Genomic DNA, 17,044 nt, shown 5'->3' on the forward strand with positions numbered 1-17,044 from the left:
CATCATCACCGTCACGACGTTGGCGATCATCGGCACGGTCACGGTCGTCGCGCACGACGGCTATCGCCAGGTGCCGACTGATCCTCGCCGTCTGCCCTGAACCGGTCAGGCGCGCACGCGGTCGTAGACCTCGACCATCGCCGCGGTGCGCGACGACTGGCGGAAGCGCTCGCGGATACCGGGGTCGGGCTGCACGGCCGATCCCGCCGCGATGTCGCCCGCGGCCTGCCGCAGAGCCGCCGCCAGCGCGCCGACCGAGGCGTCCGCGACCGCGGGCGGTGCGTCGACGTCGCCCCCGACGGCCCAGAACCCGGTTCCGAGCTCGCGCGCGAGGTCGGGGTCGCTCACGACCGCCGGCGTGCCGAGCGACGCGGCCTCGAAGATCGTCATGCCCTGCGTCTCGAAGCCGATCGAGGTCTGCACGACTGCGTCGGCGGCCTGGATCCGGCGCAGCGTCCGGGCGTACGGCATCGGGCCCGAGAAGACGACGGATGCTGCCGGCGCCAGCCTGTCGACGAGGCGGCGGGCAGCGCCCAGTTGACCGCCGCCGCCGATGATCTCGACCTCGGCGTGCACGTCCGCCCGACCGAGGGCCTCGAGGAACGGCAGGAGCCGCTTCTCGGGGCTCATGCGTCCGAGCCACACGAACCGCGGCGGCCCGGGCTCGCGTTCGGGCGCCGTCGCGGCGAGCACACCGTCGAGAAGGTCGTCGTCGATGCCGTTCCACACGACGTCGACGTCGGCGAAGACGCCGTGCCGCTCGAGCCGCTCGGCGAAGTGGTGCGACGGGGCCGTGACCGCCTGGGCACCCGCCGCCAGCCGCCGCAAGTACGCCCACCCGTCACGTCCGGGCGTCGGCACACCGAGGGCCCGCCTGCTCCACGCGTTGAGCGCACCCAGCACCAGCCCGGGGAGGGGCGCCGTCGCCTCGATGCCGACGTCGACCCGGTTGTGCATCGTGTGCACGACCGGAAGACAGTGGCGCTGGGCGAAGCGATACCCGATGAACGCACCCCAGAAATCGGCCTGCACGTGCACGACATCGACGGGAGGACGACCCGCGAACGCGGCATCCACTCGGCGATCGGTCCGCCGTCCGGGCCACGCCATGGAGTACTCCCGGTCCACCGTGATGGGGATCGACGGCAGATCGACGTAGCCGGTGTCGAAGGGCGTCGCTCGCGCACGCGGCCCGTGCATCGCGGGAGCGACCACCGTCACGGTGTGTCCGGCCTTCTCGAGGAACCGCCGCTGCAGGCGCATCGACACCTGTGCTCCGCCGAGGGTCTCGACGTGCTGATCGCCGAACATCACGACGTGCACGAGCGCGTCACTCCGGCAGGGGCTCGTCGCGGTACAGCGCCTCGAACGTGTCGAGAGTGCGCTGCATGTCGTGGATCTTCACGCCGTCGAGCGACGCCTGCTGCATGCGCAGGCGCTCTTCGGGAGACTGCGTCAGCACGGTCGTGAGCTTGGCGGCGAGGTCGTCGACGTCTCCCGGCTCGAAGAGGTAGCCGTTCTCGCCGTCGTGCACGAGGTGCGGCAGCGCGACGGCGTCCGCGGCGACGATCGGCAAGCCGGATGCCATGGCCTCCATCGTCGCGATCGACTGCAGCTCGGCGATCGACGCGATCGCGAAGACGCTCGCACGGGTGAGCAGGCCGCGCAGCTCCTCATCGGTCGTGTAGCCGTGGAACGTGACCCGGTCGGTGAGCCCGAGCTCGCGCGTGAGCTGGTCGAGGTTCCGACGCTGATCGCCGTTGCCGACGATGTCGAAGGTGACCTCCAGCGCGGGATCGAGCTTCGTGATGGCCCGCAGCACGACGTCGATCTGCTTCTCGGTCGTGAGCCGGCCGACGAACACGATGCGATGCGCGTCGCGGGGCGTGAGATCAGCCGTGTAGTTGCGGGCATCCAGACCGCAGCTGATGGGAACGACCCCCCGGATGTCGATCGTCTTCTCGAGGAAGTCCGCCGCACGACGGGTCGGCGTCGTGACGGCGCGCGTCATGTCGAACGTGCGTCTGGCGTCGTTCCACGCGAGCTTCACGACGACCTTGTCGAGCACGGGAGGCAGCGTCGTGAAATCGACGATGTTCTCGGCCATGACATGGTTGGTCGCGACGACGGGGATGCCGCGCTTGCGGGCTTCGCGCGCGAGCCCGCGGCCGATCACGATGTGCGACTGGATGTGCACGACATCGGGGCGCACCTCGTCGAGCACGCGGCGCGCGTAGTGCTTCGACATCCACGGCAGCACGAACGTCAGCCAGTCGTGCGGAGGCCAGCGCCACGCGGGCAGGCGGTGCACCGTCATCTCCCGGCCCTCGATGACCTCCCGGAACGTGCCGTGGTTGCGGTGGCCGGCGCTGGGCGCCATGACGTGCACGTCATGGCCGCGATCGACCAGACCCGCCGCCAGACGCTCGGCGAAGCGAGCGGCACCGTTGACGTGCGGCAGGAAGGTGTCGGCACCGATGAGAACGGTCAGGGGCCGTGCGGCGGCGGCGTGGTCGTCGGGCGTCGCGGGTTCGGTCACGAAGAGAGCGGCCTGTCTATAGTGCGGAGCGGCACGCCGTGGGGAGGTCGCGCGCCGGTCCCACTGTAACCCGAGGGCCTGCTTCGTCCCCGGGAACACGCCTACGCTGGATTCATGCCCCGACTGCAGGCCGACGCCGACGTGACCCTGTGGGTCCCCGTCACCGAGTCCCTCGGCTGGCGGGGGCGACGACACCGCAAAGCCGCGATCCGGATGCTGCTGGCCCAGGCCAACCGCGCGATGGGGGCCTCCGAGCGACCCGGCGGCGGGGTCGCGGCGTGGGCTATGAGTCAGGCCGCCCCGTTCCTCATGCGCAAGGCGGCAGGCCGCGTGCTGGTGTGGGTGTGGAAAGCGGATCCGCAACTGGTCGTCGTGATGGCGCAGGTGCAGGCGGCGACGGCGCAGCTGCGCGCGGCGCGGGCCATGATGCCGATGGAGTACGACGACACCGAGACGTTCCGTGGAACGTATCTCGGCGCCGGAGAGAAGCTCGCGATGCCGCTGCCCGCGGATCCGCGCACCCCGCCGTTCGCGACCTATACGTGGGACACGGGCACGCACTTCGTGACCGTGACCGCGGTGTTCGCCGACCGTGAGCGTTTCGGCACCGTCATCGGCTCGGTCGACGACCTGGCGCGGAGCCTGCGCGTCATCGACGACCTCACGGTCGGCGAGCGCCCCGGCGTGCTGCGCATCGATCCGGTCTGATCACCCCTGCCCGTCGATCACGGGCACGGCGCCCGTGCGCGTCGCGTCGAGAAGCGCCTCTTCGGCGTCCGGATCCTGCGCGGCCTGCTCGAACTGCGACTGGTAGAGCCGCCAGTACGCACCCTCGGCCGCGATCAGTTCGTCGTGCGTTCCCTTCTCGACGATGTCGCCGTGCTCCATCACCAGGATGAGGTCGGCATCGCGGATCGTCGAGAGACGGTGGGCGATCACGAACGACGTGCGCCCTTCGCGCAGCGCCGCCATCGCGTGCTGCAGGAGCAGCTCGGTGCGGGTGTCCACCGACGAGGTCGCCTCGTCGAGGATGAGCACCGACGGCTGTGCCACGAACGCCCGGGCGATCGTGATGAGCTGCTTCTCGCCCGCCGAGACGTTGGACGCGTCTTCGTCGAGCACCGTGTCGTAACCGTCCGGGAGCGAGTGCACGAAGCGGTCGACGCGCGTGGCGATGGCGGCTTCGACGATCTCGTCATCGGTTGCCGACTCGCGTCCGTAGCGGATGTTCTCGCGGATCGTGCCGGCGAACAGCCACGGGTCCTGCAGCACCATGCCGGTGCGGGAGCGCACGTCGTCGCGGGTGAGGTCGCTGATGTCCTGCCCGTCGAGCAGAATGCGCCCGCCGTCGAGCTCGTAGAACCGCATGATGAGGTTGACCAGCGTCGTCTTTCCGGCACCGGTCGGACCCACGATCGCGACGGTCTGGCCCGGTTCGACGCGGAACGACAGGTCGGTGATCAGGGGCCGGTCGGGGGTATACGAGAACTTCACGTTCTCGAACTCGATGACGCCCTCGCCGTCGACCGGCTCCGGGGCGTCGGGGGCGTCGGGCTCTTCTTCTTCGGCGTCCAGCAGCTCGAAGACACGCTCGGCCGAGGCGGTGCCCGACTGGATGACGGCGGCCATGCCACCCAGCTCCGACAGCGGCTGGGTGAACTGCTGCGAGTACTGGATGAAGGCCTGCACGTCGCCGAGGCGCAACTGCCCGCTGGCGACCATGAGACCGCCGAGGACAGCGATTCCGACATACGTGAGGTTCCCGATGAACATCATGCCGGGCATGATCATGCCCGACAGGAACTGCGCCTTGAAGGCCGCCTCGAAGAGCTCCTCGTTCTCTTCCTGGAACTTCTCGCGCGAGTCCTTCTCACGACCGAAGACCTTGACGAGCGCGTGACCAGAGAACGACTCTTCGACGCGCGCGTTCAGGCGCCCGACCTTGCGCCACTGGATTCCGAACGCCTTCTGCGACTTGGGTCCGATGATTCCGAAGATGACCGCCATGAGCGGGAGCGAGACCAGAGCGACGAGAGCCAGCTGCCACGAGATGGTGAACATCATGAAGAGCACACCGATGACCGTCAGGACCGAGGTCACGACGGTCGACAGCGACTGCTGCATCGTCTGGGTGATGTTGTCGATGTCGTTCGTGACGCGGGAGATCAGCTCGCCGCGCTGCACCTTGTCGAAGTACGACAGCGGAAGACGGTTGATCTTCGCCTCGACCGACTCGCGCAGGCGCCACATCGTGCGCACCATGATCACGTTGATGACATAGCCCTGCACCCAGTTCAGCAGCGACGAGGCCACGTAGATCGCCAGCACGCCGACGATGACCATCCGCAGGCTGTCGAAGTCGACCCCCGCGCCGACGGCGAAGTCGTCCATCGCGCGCACCATGTTCGCGATGTCGCCCTGACCGGCGGCATCGAGCGCGGCGACGACGTCGGCCTGCGGGGTGCCGACGGGGAACTGCCCCGCGAGCGAAAGCGACACGAAGCCCTCGAAGATGAGGTTGGTCGCCTCGCCGAGGACCTTGGGTGCGATGACGGCGAGGACGACGCCGACGGCGCCGAGGAACGACACCAGCGTGAAGGCGACGGCATGCGGACGCAGCAGCCCGATGAGGCGCGCGAAGCTCTTGCCGAAGTTCGCGGCCTTGCCGGGGGCGACGGCATCCCAGTCGCCGGAGGTCTGGCGCGCCTGCTCGGCGAGTTCGAGCTCGAGGCGCTCTTCTTCGGTCAGCACGTCGGGCGCGCTCATGCTTCCACCCCCAGCTGCGATTCGACGATCTCGCGGTAGGTCTTGTTCGTGGCGAGCAGCTCGTCGTGCGTGCCGAGCCCCACCATCTGCCCGTCTTCGAGCACGACGATGCGATCGGCTTCGGTGATCGTCGAGACGCGCTGCGCGACGACGATCTTCGTCACCTCCGGCAGCTCGTGCCAGAGCGCCTGGCGCAATCGTGCGTCGGTCGTGAGGTCGAGCGCCGAGAAGGAATCGTCGAAGACGAGGATGTCGGGCTGATGCACGATGGCCCGGGCGATGGCCAGGCGCTGTCGCTGACCGCCCGAGACGTTCGTGCCGCCCTGCGCGATGCGGGCGTCGAGCTGCCCGTCCATCTCTTCGACGAAGTCCTTGCCCTGCGCGATCTCGAGCGCGTGCCACAGCTCGGCGTCGGTGGCCTCCTCGCGGCCGAAACGCAGATTCGAGGCGACCGTGCCCGTGAACAGGAAGGGCCGCTGCGGCACGAGACCGATCGTCTTCCACAGCCGATCGAGGTCGGCCTCGCGCACGTCCGCGCCGCCGACGCGGACGGCACCGCCGGTGACATCGAAGAGCCGCGGGATGAGCGAGACCAGCGTCGTCTTGCCCGCGCCCGTCGAACCGACGATGGCGACCGTCTCACCGCGCGCCGCACCGAAGCTGATGCCCTGCAGGACGGGCGCCTCGGCGCCGGGGTAGCTGAACTCGACCCCGTCGAACTGCACCGTTCCGGGCGCGTCGAAGACGCTCACGGGGTTCTCGGCGCGCGTCAGCGTCGATTCGCTCGCGAGGACTTCGCCGATGCGCTCTGCCGAGACGGCGGCGCGGGGGATCATGATCGTCATGAAGGTGGCCATGAGCACACCCATGAGAATCTGTCCGACGTACTGCATGAACGCGAAGAGCGTGCCGATCTCGACCTCGCCGGCATCGACCTGGATTCCGCCGAACCAGATGACCCCGACGACCGTGACGTTGAGCACGAGCATCGCGAGCGGGAACATCAGCACGAACAGCGAGCCGACCTTGCGGCCGACCACCATGATGTCGGTGTTCGCCCCGCGGAACCGCTTCGCCTCGATGTCTTCGCGCACGAACGCGCGCACGACCCGCACTCCGGTGAGCTGCTCCCGCATGATGCGGTTGACGGCGTCGAGCTTGAACTGGAACGCGCGGAACAGCGGCACCATGCGGCTGATGATCAGCGCGACGAGGACGAGCAGGACGGGCACCGACACGCCGATGAGCCAGCTCAGCCCGACATCCTGCTGCAACGCCATGATGACGCCGCCGATCGCCAGCAGGGGCGCGCTCACGAGCATCGTCGCGCCCATCATCGCGAGCATCTGCACCTGCTGCACGTCGTTCGTGTTGCGGGTGATGAGCGAGCCGGGCCCGAACCGCGACACCTCGCGTTCCGAGAAGCCGCTCACCTTCTCGTAGACGTCGCGGCGGATGTCTCGGCCCGTCGCCATCGCCGCACGCGCGGCGAAGTACGTCGCGATGATCGAGGCGACGATCTGCCCGAGCGAGATCGCGAGCATGAGCGTCCCGGTCGACCAGATGTAGGCGGTGTCGCCTCTCGCGACGCCCTCGTCGATGATGTTCGCGTTGAGGCGCGGCAGGAAGAGCGAGGCCATCGCCGCGGCGAACTGGAAGACGAGCACGCCGAGCAGCAGCCAGCGGTATCGCTTCAGGTAGCGGATGAGGAGTCTGCCGAGCACGTGTTCTCCGGATGTGAGAGAGCGGAACGATGCGACGGGGCGAGCGGATGCCGCAGGCGAGCCCCCGATAGCGCACTACAGGCTACGACCTGCCACCGACACGGATGAAGTCCCATCCGTACGCCCTGAGCGAATCCGTGCGTTTTCCGGCTCCGACCACGGCGCCGTGATCGCTCATGCGGCATCCGTCACGCGGTGCTGCCACCGTCGCTGCGATGAGCATCACGATGATGGAGATGCGGATGCGGCAGGTGGCTGTCGTGCGTGGTCTTCGCGCGCGTCGCCCGTTCGACGACCGCCGACGAGATCGTCGCGACGATCAGCCCGACGAGCACGACGCCGCCGCCCATGAGCACGACCGCCGCGATCCGGCCTGGAACGGTCACGGGCGCATAGTCGCCGTATCCCACCGTGGTGATGGTGCAGAACGCCCACCAGACCGCGTCGCCGAAGGTCGTGATCGATGCGCCCGGCGCATGCCGCTCGACCTGCAGCACGACGAGCGAGATGTACCAGACGAGCAGCAGCGCCGACCCGCCGCCGTAGATGAGCAGGCGAGCGCGCAGCGTCGCGCCGGCGGAGTGGCGGAAGGCCGCGAGCCGCGTGAAGGTGTCGAGCAGGCGGACGGGACGCAGCGGCGGCATGATCGCCATGGCCAGCGATGCGAGGTGCGCGCGCAACCACGCCCCGCGCGGGCGCGACAGCGCGAGCCGCGCGAGGAAGTCGACGATGAAGACGAACCACGTCACGCCGATGATCGTCGTCGTGACCAGCGCCGCCGTGCCGCGGACGTCCCCGATGACGTGGATCGTGAACGTCACGAGGAAGACGAGGGCCGACACCGTGAGCGGCCAGTACATCGCGTCCGACCAGCGGTGCGTCGCGGCGGTCTCCCCGGGGAGATAGTCGCTCATGCGGGTCAGTCTTCGGCGTCGTCTGCGGAAGCGGGGCCGGGGTGCCGCGGCCGCCAGACGACGATGTCGGTCGCGCGCCGCGCGCGTGTGCCGCGGCGCAGCGACACGACGGCGCCGGTCGTCCCGGCCGCGAAGACGCGTGCACCGGGCCGGGACTCGGCTGCCGCGCGCGCGCGGTCCTCGAGGTCGCGCACGCGCGTGTGGAGCTCGCGCACGCGACTCTCGAGATCGAGGATCCGCATGATCGCGGGGAGTCCGATGCCCTCTGCCGACATGCGAGCCACTTCGCGCAGCTGCTCGACGTGGCGCAGCGAGTACCGCCGCGAACCACCCTGCGTGCGCGCGGCGACGACGAGGCCGAGCCGGTCGTACTGCCGGAGCGTCTGCGGGTGCATGCCGGACAGCTCGGCGGCCACCGCGATCGCGAAGATCGGTGCCTCGGCGTCGATCTCATCGTGACTCATGTCAACCGCGCGCCTTCGCCATCATGTCCGCGCGCGGGTTCTCCTTCGGTTCGAGCGACTGGAACCGCTCGAGCGCCTCGCGGGCGGCATCGTCGAGGTGCGCCGGCACGGCGACCTGGACTTCGGCGAGCAGGTCGCCCTTGCCCTTCGAGGTCTCGACGCCGCGACCTTTCACCCGCAGCACGCGACCCGAGGGCGTTCCCGGGGCGACGCGCAGCTTGACGGGGTCGCCGCCGAGCGTGGGCACCTCGATCGTCGCGCCGAGAGCCGCCTCGGTGAAGGTCACCGGCACCTTGACGCGCAGATTGAGTCCGTCGCGCTCGAAGACGGGGTGCGCTCGCACGGCGACCTGCACGACGATGTCGCCGCTCTCGCCGCCGTCGGGCGAGGGGCGTCCGCGTCCGCGGAGCCGGATCTTCTGCCCGTCGGAGACCCCCGCGGGGATCCTCACCTTGAACGGCTTGCCGTCTTCGCCCTGCAGCGAGATGGTCTCGCCCTTCGTCGCGGTGAGGAAGTCGATCGTCGTGCGGGCCGTGACATCGGCCCCCTTCGAGGGGCCGCCGTAGCCGCGGTACCCGCCCGTCGACTGCCCGAAACGCCCCGAGCCGAAACCAGCGCCCTGCTGCCCGAACATCGAGAAGATGTCATCGAAGTCGGCGGCGGAGGCGTACCTGCCGCCGCCGCGACCCTGTCCGAACTGCGAGAACACGTCTTCGAACCCGCCGGCGCCCTGGCCGCCCGCCGTGAAGCGGGCGCCCGAGCCCATGGCGCGGATCTGGTCGTACTCTTCGCGCTGGGCCGTGTCGGACAGCACCGCATACGCTTCGCTGACCTCTTTGAACTTCGCTTCGGCCGCGGCATCCCCCTGATTGGAATCGGGGTGATACTTGCGCGCGAGCTTGCGGTACGTCTTCTTCAGGTCGGCGTCGGAGACGTCTTTGGAAACCCCGAGGACCTGGTAGAAGTCCTTGTCGAACCAGTCCTGACTGGCCATCTGAACTCAGGTCCCTGAGCTCGTCGAGGGGTCCGCCGGGACGGCGACCACGACCTTCGCAGGACGCAGCTCGACATCGCCCAGGCGGTAGCCCACCTCGGCGACATCGACGATCGTCGGCGCGGTCTGACCCGGCGTCGGAACCTGGAAGATCGCCTCGTGCTGCTGCGGGTCGAAGACGTCGCCGGCCGCACCGTAGGCGGTCACGCCGAGCTTGGCCACCGCGCCGCGCACCTTCTCGGCGATCACGGTGAAGGCCGAGCCCTCTTCGAGATCGCCGTGCTTCTCGGCCCGGTCGAGATCGTCGAGCACGGGCAGCAGGCTCTTGGCAGCCTCACCCCTGGCCCGCTCGATCTCGAGCTGGCGCTGTTCCTCGGTACGCCGCCGGTAGTTGGCGTACTCCGCCGTCAGCCGCTTGAGGTCGGCGAGGTAGGCCGCCGCCTCGGGCGGGAGGTCCACCGCGTCGTCGCCCGTGAGCGCATCGTCGGTCTGGTCCGCGCCGAGGATGTCATCGACCGTCAGGTCGTCCTGGTGCGACGCGGGGTCGGAGACGTGTGCCTCCGACCCCTCGCCGTCCGGACGGACCTCGTCGTTGTCGAAGTCCTTATCCGTCATGTCCCCTACTTCTTGTCTTCTTCGTCGTCGACGACTTCGGCGTCGATGACATCCTCTTCGGCACCGCTCGTCTCCTCAGCCGCCTCTTCGGCGGCGCCGTCGGCCGCAGCGGCCTGGTCCTGCGAGTAGATCGCCTCACCGAGCTTCGTCTGGCTCTGGCTGAGCTTGTCGAACGCTTCCTTGACCTTGTCGTCGTCGTCGCCCGCGATGGCGGACTTCAGCTCGTTGACGTCGGCCTGGACCGATTCCTTCACGTCGGCGGGGATCTTGTCCTCGTTCTCCGAGATGAGCTTCTCGATCTGGTAGGCGAGGGTCTCGGCCTGGTTGCGGGTCTCGGCGCCCTCGCGGCGCTTCTTGTCCTCGGCGGCGTGCTCCTCGGCCTCGCGCACCATGCGCTCGATGTCGTCCTTGGGCAGCGACGAGCCGCCCGTGATCGTCATCGACTGCTCCTTGCCGGTGCCCTTGTCCTTGGCCGACACGTGCACGATGCCGTTCGCGTCGATGTCGAAGGTGACCTCGACCTGCGGGACGCCGCGCGGAGCCGGCGCGATGCCGGTCAGCTCGAACGTGCCCAGCGGCTTGTTGTCGCGGGTGAACTCGCGTTCGCCCTGGAAGACCTGGATCGCGACCGACGGCTGGTTGTCGTCGGCGGTCGTGAAGGTCTCGCTGCGCTTGGTCGGGATGGCCGTGTTGCGCTCGATGAGCTTGGTCATGATGCCGCCCTTGGTCTCGATGCCGAGACTCAGGGGTGTCACGTCGATGAGCAGGACGTCCTTGCGCTCACCCTTGAGGACACCGGCCTGGAGCGCGGCGCCCACGGCGACGACCTCATCGGGGTTGACGCCCTTGTTGGCGTCCTTGCCCGTCTCCTTCTTGACCAGCTCCGCGACGGCGGGCATACGCGTCGATCCGCCCACGAGGACGATGTGATCGATCTCGGAGACCTTGATGCCGGCTTCGCGGATGACGTCCTCGAAGGGCTTCTTGGTGCGGTCGAGCAGGTCCTTCGTGAGGTCCTCGAACTTGGCGCGCGTGATCGTCTCGCTCAGCGACACCGGGCCGCTGTCGGTGAGCGACAGGTACGGCAGGTTGATGCTCGTGGACGTCGAGCTCGACAGCTCCTTCTTCGCCTGCTCCGCCGCTTCCTTCAGACGCTGCAGCGCGATCTTGTCGCCCGAGACGTCGACGCCCGTCGTGTCCTTGAACTGCTTGATGAGGTAGTCGACGAGGCGCTGGTCCCAGTCGTCGCCGCCGAGGCGGTTGTCGCCCGAGGTCGAGCGGACCTGGATCGTCGAGAAGTCGTCGTCCTTGCCCACTTCGAGCAGCGAGACGTCGAACGTTCCGCCACCGAGGTCGAAGACGAGGATGAGCTCGTCCTCCTTGCCGCGGTCGAGCCCGTAGGCCAGCGCGGCGGCGGTCGGCTCGTTGATGATGCGCAGCACGTTGAGGCCCGCGATCTCGCCGGCTTCCTTCGTCGCCTGACGCTCGGCGTCGTTGAAGTACGCCGGCACCGTGATGACGGCATCCGTCACCGTGTCGCCGAGGTACTCCTCGGCGTCGCGCTTGAGCTTCTGGAGGATGCGCGCAGAGATCTCCTGCGGCGTCCACTTCTTGCCGTCGACATCGAAGCCCCAGTCGGTGCCCATGTGGCGCTTGACCGAGGCGACCGTGCGGTCGACGTTGGTGACGGCCTGGCGCTTCGCGGTCTCGCCGACGAGCACCTCGCCGTCCTTGGTGTAGGCGACGACGGAGGGCGTCGTGCGGAAGCCCTCGGCGTTCGCGATGACCTTCGGCTCGCCGCCCTCGAGGACGCTGACGACGGAGTTCGTCGTGCCGAGGTCGATTCCCACAGCTCGTGCCATGTGCGTTTCTCCTTCTGTCTGGGTGGCAGCAGCCACCCGAGGTCATTGGTCGGTGAAGTTGGTGGTCGGCCCATCCGAGCGAGGTTGAGCCTAACTGACTCAACCCTACTGCCGCCCCACCGTGACTGTCAACTCAAACTTGACACCCCTCGACTCAACCCCGCTAGACCGCGAGACTGCAACGACAGGTCGAGACTGCGGGTATTACCCTCGGTCTCGCCGTGCGGATGCAGTCTCGCGGGTAGAGGGCGGTAGCGTGACGGGCATGTCGCTTCCGGATCAGCCCGCTCCCGAATCCGAGGTCGCCGCGGCGACGATCGGCGCGGCCGACGCCACGCGCAAGCGCGGCGTGCTGGCCTGGGCGCTGTGGGACTGGGGCTCGGCCGCCTTCAACGCCGTCGTCACGACCTTCGTCTTCTCGACCTACCTCGCCTCGACCCTCTTCGTCGACCAGTCCGTCCTCGACGCGGCGGGCGGCGACGCCAAGGATCCCGCGCTCGTGCGCGCCCTCGCCGACAACGCCTCGCTCGTGGGGATCGCGCTCATGATCGCCGGCATCCTGATCGCGGCGCTCGCCCCGGTCATGGGCCAGCGCTCCGACGGCACGGGCCGGCGCAAACTGTGGCTCGGAGTCAACACGATGCTCGTCGTCGCCGCGATGGCCGCGATGTTCTTCGTCGAGGGGTCGCCGGCGTTCCTCGTGCTCGGGGCGACGCTCCTCGCGATCGGCAACGTCTTCTTCGAGTTCGCCGGCGTCAACTACAACGCCATGCTCGTGCAGGTGTCGACGAAGCAGAACATGGGCCGCGTGTCGGGCTTCGGCTGGGGCATGGGCTATGTCGGCGGCATCGCGCTGCTCGTGCTTCTGCTCGTGCTCTTCATCGGCCTCGTCGACAGCCCCGGCCCCCTCGGCATCACGACCGAGAACGGCATGAACATCCGCCTGGCGATCGTCGCGTCGGCGGTGTGGTTCGGGGTCTTCGCGATCCCCGTGCTGCTGCGGGTGCCCGAGGTCCCCGTTCGCGAGCGCCAGGTGCGCGTCGGCTTCTTCCGCTCCTACGCCGTGCTGTGGGGGACGATCACCAAGCTCTGGCACGGCAACCGCCAGGTGCTGATGTTCCTGCTCGCGAGCGCCGTCTTCCGCGACGGCCTGGCCGGCGTCTTCACCTTCGGCGCGATCATCGCGGCCCAGGTCTTCGGCTTCTCGTCGTCGCAGGTGCTCTACTTCGCCGTCGCCGCCAACGTCGTCGCCGGCATCTTCACGATCCTGGCCGGACGCTTCGACGACCGCTTCGGCCCGAAGGTCGTCATCATGGTCTCGCTCGTCGGACTCGTCGTCGCCGGCAGCGTCGTGCTCTTCATCGGCACGGCGCAGATCGGCTTCTGGATCGCCGGGCTCGTGCTGTGCGCCTTCGTCGGGCCGATCCAGTCCGCGAGCCGCTCGTTCCTCGCCCGCATCACCCCCGTCGGCCGCGAGGGTGAGATCTTCGGTCTCTATGCGACGACGGGGCGCGCCGTGTCCTTCCTCGCCCCCGGCCTGTTCGCGCTCTTCGTCGGCATCTCCGGCGACACGCGTCTGGGCATCCTCGGCATCGTGCTCGTGCTGCTGGCGGGCCTGCTGCTCATGCTGCCGGTCAGGGCGAAGCAGGCCGTCATCGAGTAGCGGACGCCGCCGCGTCAGCGCGGCCAGGCCGCCGCGAGCTGTGCACGCTCGTCGGGCGTGAAGTCGGCGAGGCGGTCTCGGCGGCATCCACGCGCGCACTGCGCGCCTGCGCGACGAGGGAGCGCCCCGCATCCGTCAGCACGATGTCGGTGCGCCGCGCATCGTCGGGATTCGCCTCGCGACGCACATGACCCTCGGCCACGGCGGCCTGCACGAGCCGGCTCGCGCGCGGCTGGTCGACGCCGATGCGCTCGGCGAGCTCGCTCACAGAGAGGGCCGTCGGCGTCGCCGCGAGCGCTTCGAGCAGCCGGAAGCGGGCCGCGAACCGCCCCATCGGTCCGTGCCCGCGGCCGTGACCGGCGTGATGGCCGCCGCGGTGCCCGGCATGTTCCGGATGCTGCGCCCTCGAGCCGAACGGACCTTGCCCGAACCCGGGTCCGGGCGGGCGCCCCGGGCGCCCGCCGCGCAGCTGCGCGAGGGCGGCGACGATCTGCTCGGCCTCGCCGGGTTCCTGTGAACTCACACGCCTACGAGCGCGGCTTCGACGCCGGGTTCGTGCGCGGCCGCGACGCGTCGGCGACGTAGCCGCGGCATCCGCTGTCGTTTCCTGGACGTGCGTCACCGGGAGACGGCAGCGCGGGCCGTCAGTCCGCCCCGCCCCGCCCGCGCGGCCGCAGCCACGACGGCAGTCGCACGCCGCTTTCGTTGGGCTCTTCGACCTCGAGGCCGTAGTGCGCGCCGATCTGCTCGACGAACAGGCGCCGCCGCGTGCGCTCGTAGAACCGTCTCTCCCGTTGGAAGGCGACGATCGTCGCCCAGCAGATCAGCAGCATGACGACGCTGAACGGCAGCGCGATGAGGATCGCCGCCGTCTGCAGGGCGAGGAGCCCACCCGCGATGAGCAGCGCGAGCGCGAGCACGGCCGTCGCGAGCGTGAAGAACGTGCGCACGGGGCGCGAGGGCTCGGGATTGCCGCCGGTCGCGATCATGCCCATGACGAGTGCACCGGAATCCGCCGAGGTCACGAAGAAGATCGCGATCAGGATGATGGCGCCGATCGTGAGCAGCGGAGTGCCCGGCAGGAACGTGAACAGTTCGAACAGCGCCGCCTCGACGTCGACCGCACCGTCGGTCGTGAGCGAGCCGGGGTTGTCCATCTCGACCTTGATCGCCGATCCGCCGAGGACCGCGAACCACAGGATGCCGACGAGGGTCGGCACGAGCAGGACGCCCAGGACGAACTGACGCACCGTGCGGCCGCGGCTGACCCGCGCGATGAAGACGCCGACGAAGGGCGCCCACGAGATCCACCATCCCCAGTAGAACGCCGTCCACGTCGCCTGCCACTCCTGACCCGCGGCCCCTTGGAACGCGCTCACCGAGAAGCTGAGCCCGACGAAGTTCTGGATGTAGGCCCCGATCGACTGCACCCATTCGCGCAGAAGGTACGTCGTCTCGCCGGCGAAGAGCACGAACAGCAGCACGAGCCCGGCCAGCACGAGGTTGAAGGACGACAGCCATTTCATACCGCGCGCGACGCCCGACAGCACCGAGAACAGCACCGCCGCCGTGATGACCGTGATGATCGCGATCTGCACGATGAGGTCGGGCTCGTCGATGAGCCCCGCGGCATTGAGGCCCGCGCCGATCTGCAGCACACCGAGGCCGAGCGATGTCGCGACGCCGAACAGCGTGCCGACGAGGGCGACCGTGTCGATGAGGTGCCCCCACCCGCCCTTGACCTTGGCGCCGAGGATCGGCTCGAGCGCGTAGCGGATCGACAGGGGGCGTCCTCGGCGGTGGATCGCGTACGCGAGGGCGAGCCCGACGACGACGTAGATGGCCCACGCCTGCACACCCCAGTGCAGGTAGGTCTGCGTCAGCGCCGACTGTGCGAGCTGCGCGGGGGTTCCCTCGACCCCCGGCTTCGGATCGACGAAGTGGCTGAGCGGCTCGCTCACGCCGTAGAAGACGAGGCCGATGCCCATGCCGGCCGCGAACAGCAGCGAGAACCACGCGAGCATAGAGAACTCGGGTTCGTCATCGTCGCGTCCGAGTTTGATGTCGCCGAACCGGCTGAAGCCGAGGAAGAGCGCGAAGGCGACGAAGAACGCCGTGATCAGCACGTAGTACCAGCTGAACGTGTTCACGACGGTGGTCTGGATCGCGCCGAAGGCCGACTCGGCGGCATCCGGAAAGATGATCGCGAACGCACTGAAGACGACCACGATGACGGCGGCGGGCCAGATGACCCACGGCGCCGGGCGGAACCGGCGCGCCGTCTCTTCGGTCGGACCGGATAGGGGCGCGGGCTGGCTCGTCACGCGACCCACGCTATCGATGCGGGCCGCGCCTGCCCAGAGTGTGACCGATCAGGCGCCGCGGGATCCGGCGTCGGTCGTGGCGACGTCCGAGCGGTGGAAGTTGAAGAACGATCGGGATGCCGTGGGGCCGCGCTGCCCCTGGTAGCGGTTGCTGTACGGCCCCGTGCCGTAGGGGTTCTCGGTCGGCGACGACAGCCGGAAGAAGCACAGCTGCCCGATCTTCATGCCGGGCCACAGCTTGATCGGCAGCGTCGCGACGTTGGACAGCTCGAGGGTGACGTGCCCCGAGAATCCGGGGTCGATGAACCCGGCTGTGGAGTGCGTCAGCAGGCCGAGCCGCCCGAGCGAGGACTTGCCCTCGAGCCGCGCTGCGACGTCGTCGGGCAGGGACACCTGCTCGAACGTCGACCCGAGCACGAATTCTCCCGGGTGCAGGATGAACGCCTCGTCGGGTGTCGTCTCGATGAGGTGCGTCAGCTCGGGCTGGTCTTCCGCCGGGTCGATGAACGGGTACTTGTGGTTGTCGAACAGCCGGAAGTACCGGTCCAGGCGCACGTCGACACTCGACGGCTGGACCATTCCGGGCTCGTACGGATCCAGGCCGATACGGCCGGATTCAAGCTCGAGCTTGATGTCACGGTCGGAGAGCAGCACGCGACCAGCCTAGAGGCTCCGGATGCCGCACCTCACGCTGCTTTGTTATGCTGGCCGGGCACCTCCGGGTGCAGGGGGATGTAGTTCAATGGCAGAACTTCAGCTTCCCAAGCTGATAGCGCGGGTTCGATTCCCGTCATCCCCTCCAGGTCCTGATGTGCCGCCATAGGCGGTGCAGCAGGACCTTTGTGTTGCTGGAATCGAACCGTTGGGGAGCGGAGTGGCCTTCCCCGTACCACTTGCCGGCGAAGACTGAGCACCGGAACTTCGTGTCGTCTGAATCCGCCGCTCGCCCCGCCACCCGCCAGTTGTCCTTCGTATTCAGTCCCGGTAGTGCTGTAAAGCGGTTCGAAACCCGCTCGCCACACGAGCAGACATCGTGACGGGACCCGTCGTTCGGGCGACTTGAGAGAGATATCGCGCCACGGTCGGGTGACGTCCCGCTGAGTGGTGGAGAATCTCGACACCGTGCGGGATCAGCTGTTGTGATTATGCCGCAGTGAGTTCGGGAATCGCGACCTCCTC

The 17,044-nt window shown here is 68.6% G+C and carries 14 protein-coding genes and 1 tRNA gene; 3 read left to right on the top strand and 12 right to left on the bottom strand.

Annotation, left to right across the window (positions count from 1 at the left end):
- Positions 1 to 105 precede the first annotated feature (105 nt).
- Together ACWICD_RS13795 and ACWICD_RS13800 are read right to left on the bottom strand one after the other, a co-directional pair.
- A complete protein-coding gene (locus tag ACWICD_RS13795) occupies positions 106 to 1,323 on the bottom strand; it encodes a glycosyltransferase (protein ID WP_454140500.1) in 1,218 nt (405 codons plus the stop codon).
- Between the two features lie 7 nt (positions 1,324 to 1,330).
- Positions 1,331 to 2,539 (bottom strand): glycosyltransferase, encoded by a 1,209-nt coding sequence (locus tag ACWICD_RS13800; RefSeq protein ID WP_376126954.1) that lies wholly within the window; start codon positions 2,537 to 2,539, stop codon positions 1,331 to 1,333.
- Positions 2,540 to 2,653: 114 nt separating this feature from the next.
- Here ACWICD_RS13800 and ACWICD_RS13805 point away from each other — a divergent pair, with 114 nt between their 5' ends.
- A complete protein-coding gene (locus tag ACWICD_RS13805) occupies positions 2,654 to 3,247 on the top strand; it encodes a hypothetical protein (protein WP_454140501.1) in 594 nt (197 codons plus the stop codon).
- Here the strand turns inward: ACWICD_RS13805 and ACWICD_RS13810 are convergent, their stop codons facing one another.
- The 7 genes from ACWICD_RS13810 to dnaK all read right to left on the bottom strand — a co-directional run bounded on the left by ACWICD_RS13810 (position 3,248) and on the right by dnaK (position 11,878).
- Positions 3,248 to 5,305: an ABC transporter ATP-binding protein gene (locus tag ACWICD_RS13810; protein WP_454140502.1), complete on the bottom strand. Its 2,058-nt coding sequence runs from the start codon at positions 5,303 to 5,305 to the stop codon at positions 3,248 to 3,250. It abuts the gene before it with no gap.
- Positions 5,302 to 7,029 (bottom strand): ABC transporter ATP-binding protein, encoded by a 1,728-nt coding sequence (locus ACWICD_RS13815; RefSeq protein WP_454140503.1) that lies wholly within the window; start codon positions 7,027 to 7,029, stop codon positions 5,302 to 5,304. Before ACWICD_RS13815 ends, ACWICD_RS13810 begins: the two co-directional genes overlap by 4 nt.
- Before the next feature lie 188 nt (positions 7,030 to 7,217).
- Positions 7,218 to 7,943: a potassium channel family protein gene (locus tag ACWICD_RS13820; RefSeq protein WP_454140504.1), complete on the bottom strand. Its 726-nt coding sequence runs from the start codon at positions 7,941 to 7,943 to the stop codon at positions 7,218 to 7,220.
- 5 nt (positions 7,944 to 7,948) lie between these two features.
- Entirely contained in the window at positions 7,949 to 8,407 is a 459-nt protein-coding gene (locus ACWICD_RS13825; RefSeq protein ID WP_454140505.1) for a heat shock protein transcriptional repressor HspR, read from the bottom strand.
- 1 nt (position 8,408) lies between these two features.
- A complete protein-coding gene (locus ACWICD_RS13830; protein WP_376126965.1) occupies positions 8,409 to 9,401 on the bottom strand; it encodes a DnaJ C-terminal domain-containing protein in 993 nt (330 codons plus the stop codon).
- Positions 9,402 to 9,407: 6 nt separating this feature from the next.
- Positions 9,408 to 10,016: a nucleotide exchange factor GrpE gene (locus ACWICD_RS13835; RefSeq protein ID WP_454140506.1), complete on the bottom strand. Its 609-nt coding sequence runs from the start codon at positions 10,014 to 10,016 to the stop codon at positions 9,408 to 9,410.
- A gap of 5 nt (positions 10,017 to 10,021) precedes the next feature.
- Positions 10,022 to 11,878, bottom strand: coding sequence for a molecular chaperone DnaK (gene dnaK / locus ACWICD_RS13840; protein ID WP_376126969.1), 1,857 nt, complete (start codon positions 11,876 to 11,878; stop codon positions 10,022 to 10,024).
- A 265-nt stretch (positions 11,879 to 12,143) separates the two neighbouring features.
- On the opposite strand from dnaK, the gene ACWICD_RS13845 reads away from it, so the two are divergent.
- Complete coding sequence (locus ACWICD_RS13845) at positions 12,144 to 13,541, top strand: MFS transporter (protein WP_454140507.1); 1,398 nt, start codon at positions 12,144 to 12,146, stop codon at positions 13,539 to 13,541.
- Here ACWICD_RS13845 and ACWICD_RS13850 read toward each other — a convergent pair.
- The 3 genes from ACWICD_RS13850 to dcd all read right to left on the bottom strand — a co-directional run bounded on the left by ACWICD_RS13850 (position 13,531) and on the right by dcd (position 16,519).
- Positions 13,531 to 14,064 (bottom strand): MarR family winged helix-turn-helix transcriptional regulator, encoded by a 534-nt coding sequence (locus ACWICD_RS13850; protein ID WP_454140508.1) that lies wholly within the window; start codon positions 14,062 to 14,064, stop codon positions 13,531 to 13,533. The genes ACWICD_RS13845 and ACWICD_RS13850 overlap by 11 nt on opposite strands.
- A 121-nt stretch (positions 14,065 to 14,185) precedes the next feature.
- Positions 14,186 to 15,790: a BCCT family transporter gene (locus ACWICD_RS13855; protein WP_454140510.1), complete on the bottom strand. Its 1,605-nt coding sequence runs from the start codon at positions 15,788 to 15,790 to the stop codon at positions 14,186 to 14,188.
- A 123-nt stretch (positions 15,791 to 15,913) separates the two neighbouring features.
- Positions 15,914 to 16,519: a dCTP deaminase gene (gene dcd, locus ACWICD_RS13860; protein ID WP_376126977.1), complete on the bottom strand. Its 606-nt coding sequence runs from the start codon at positions 16,517 to 16,519 to the stop codon at positions 15,914 to 15,916.
- 74 nt (positions 16,520 to 16,593) lie between these two features.
- On the opposite strand from dcd, the gene ACWICD_RS13865 reads away from it, so the two are divergent.
- Positions 16,594 to 16,667, top strand: a tRNA-Gly gene (locus tag ACWICD_RS13865).
- The last annotated feature ends 377 nt before the right edge of the window (positions 16,668 to 17,044 follow it).

Source organism: Microbacterium sp. NPDC055357, assembly GCF_053644835.1.

Bases quoted from the DNA above. Each gene is read 5' to 3' on its own strand.
- ACWICD_RS13820 (WP_454140504.1), bottom strand. From the start codon at position 7,943: ATGAGCGACTATCTCCCCGGGGAGACCGCCGCGACGCACCGCTGGTCG.
- ACWICD_RS13825 (WP_454140505.1), bottom strand. From the start codon at position 8,407: ATGAGTCACGATGAGATCGACGCCGAGGCACCGATCTTCGCGATCGCG.
- ACWICD_RS13845 (WP_454140507.1), top strand. From the start codon at position 12,144: ATGTCGCTTCCGGATCAGCCCGCTCCCGAATCCGAGGTCGCCGCGGCG.
- dnaK (WP_376126969.1), bottom strand. From the start codon at position 11,878: ATGGCACGAGCTGTGGGAATCGACCTCGGCACGACGAACTCCGTCGTC.
- ACWICD_RS13810 (WP_454140502.1), bottom strand. From the start codon at position 5,305: ATGAGCGCGCCCGACGTGCTGACCGAAGAAGAGCGCCTCGAGCTCGAA.
- ACWICD_RS13835 (WP_454140506.1), bottom strand. From the start codon at position 10,016: ATGACGGATAAGGACTTCGACAACGACGAGGTCCGTCCGGACGGCGAG.
- ACWICD_RS13805 (WP_454140501.1), top strand. From the start codon at position 2,654: ATGCCCCGACTGCAGGCCGACGCCGACGTGACCCTGTGGGTCCCCGTC.
- ACWICD_RS13830 (WP_376126965.1), bottom strand. From the start codon at position 9,401: ATGGCCAGTCAGGACTGGTTCGACAAGGACTTCTACCAGGTCCTCGGG.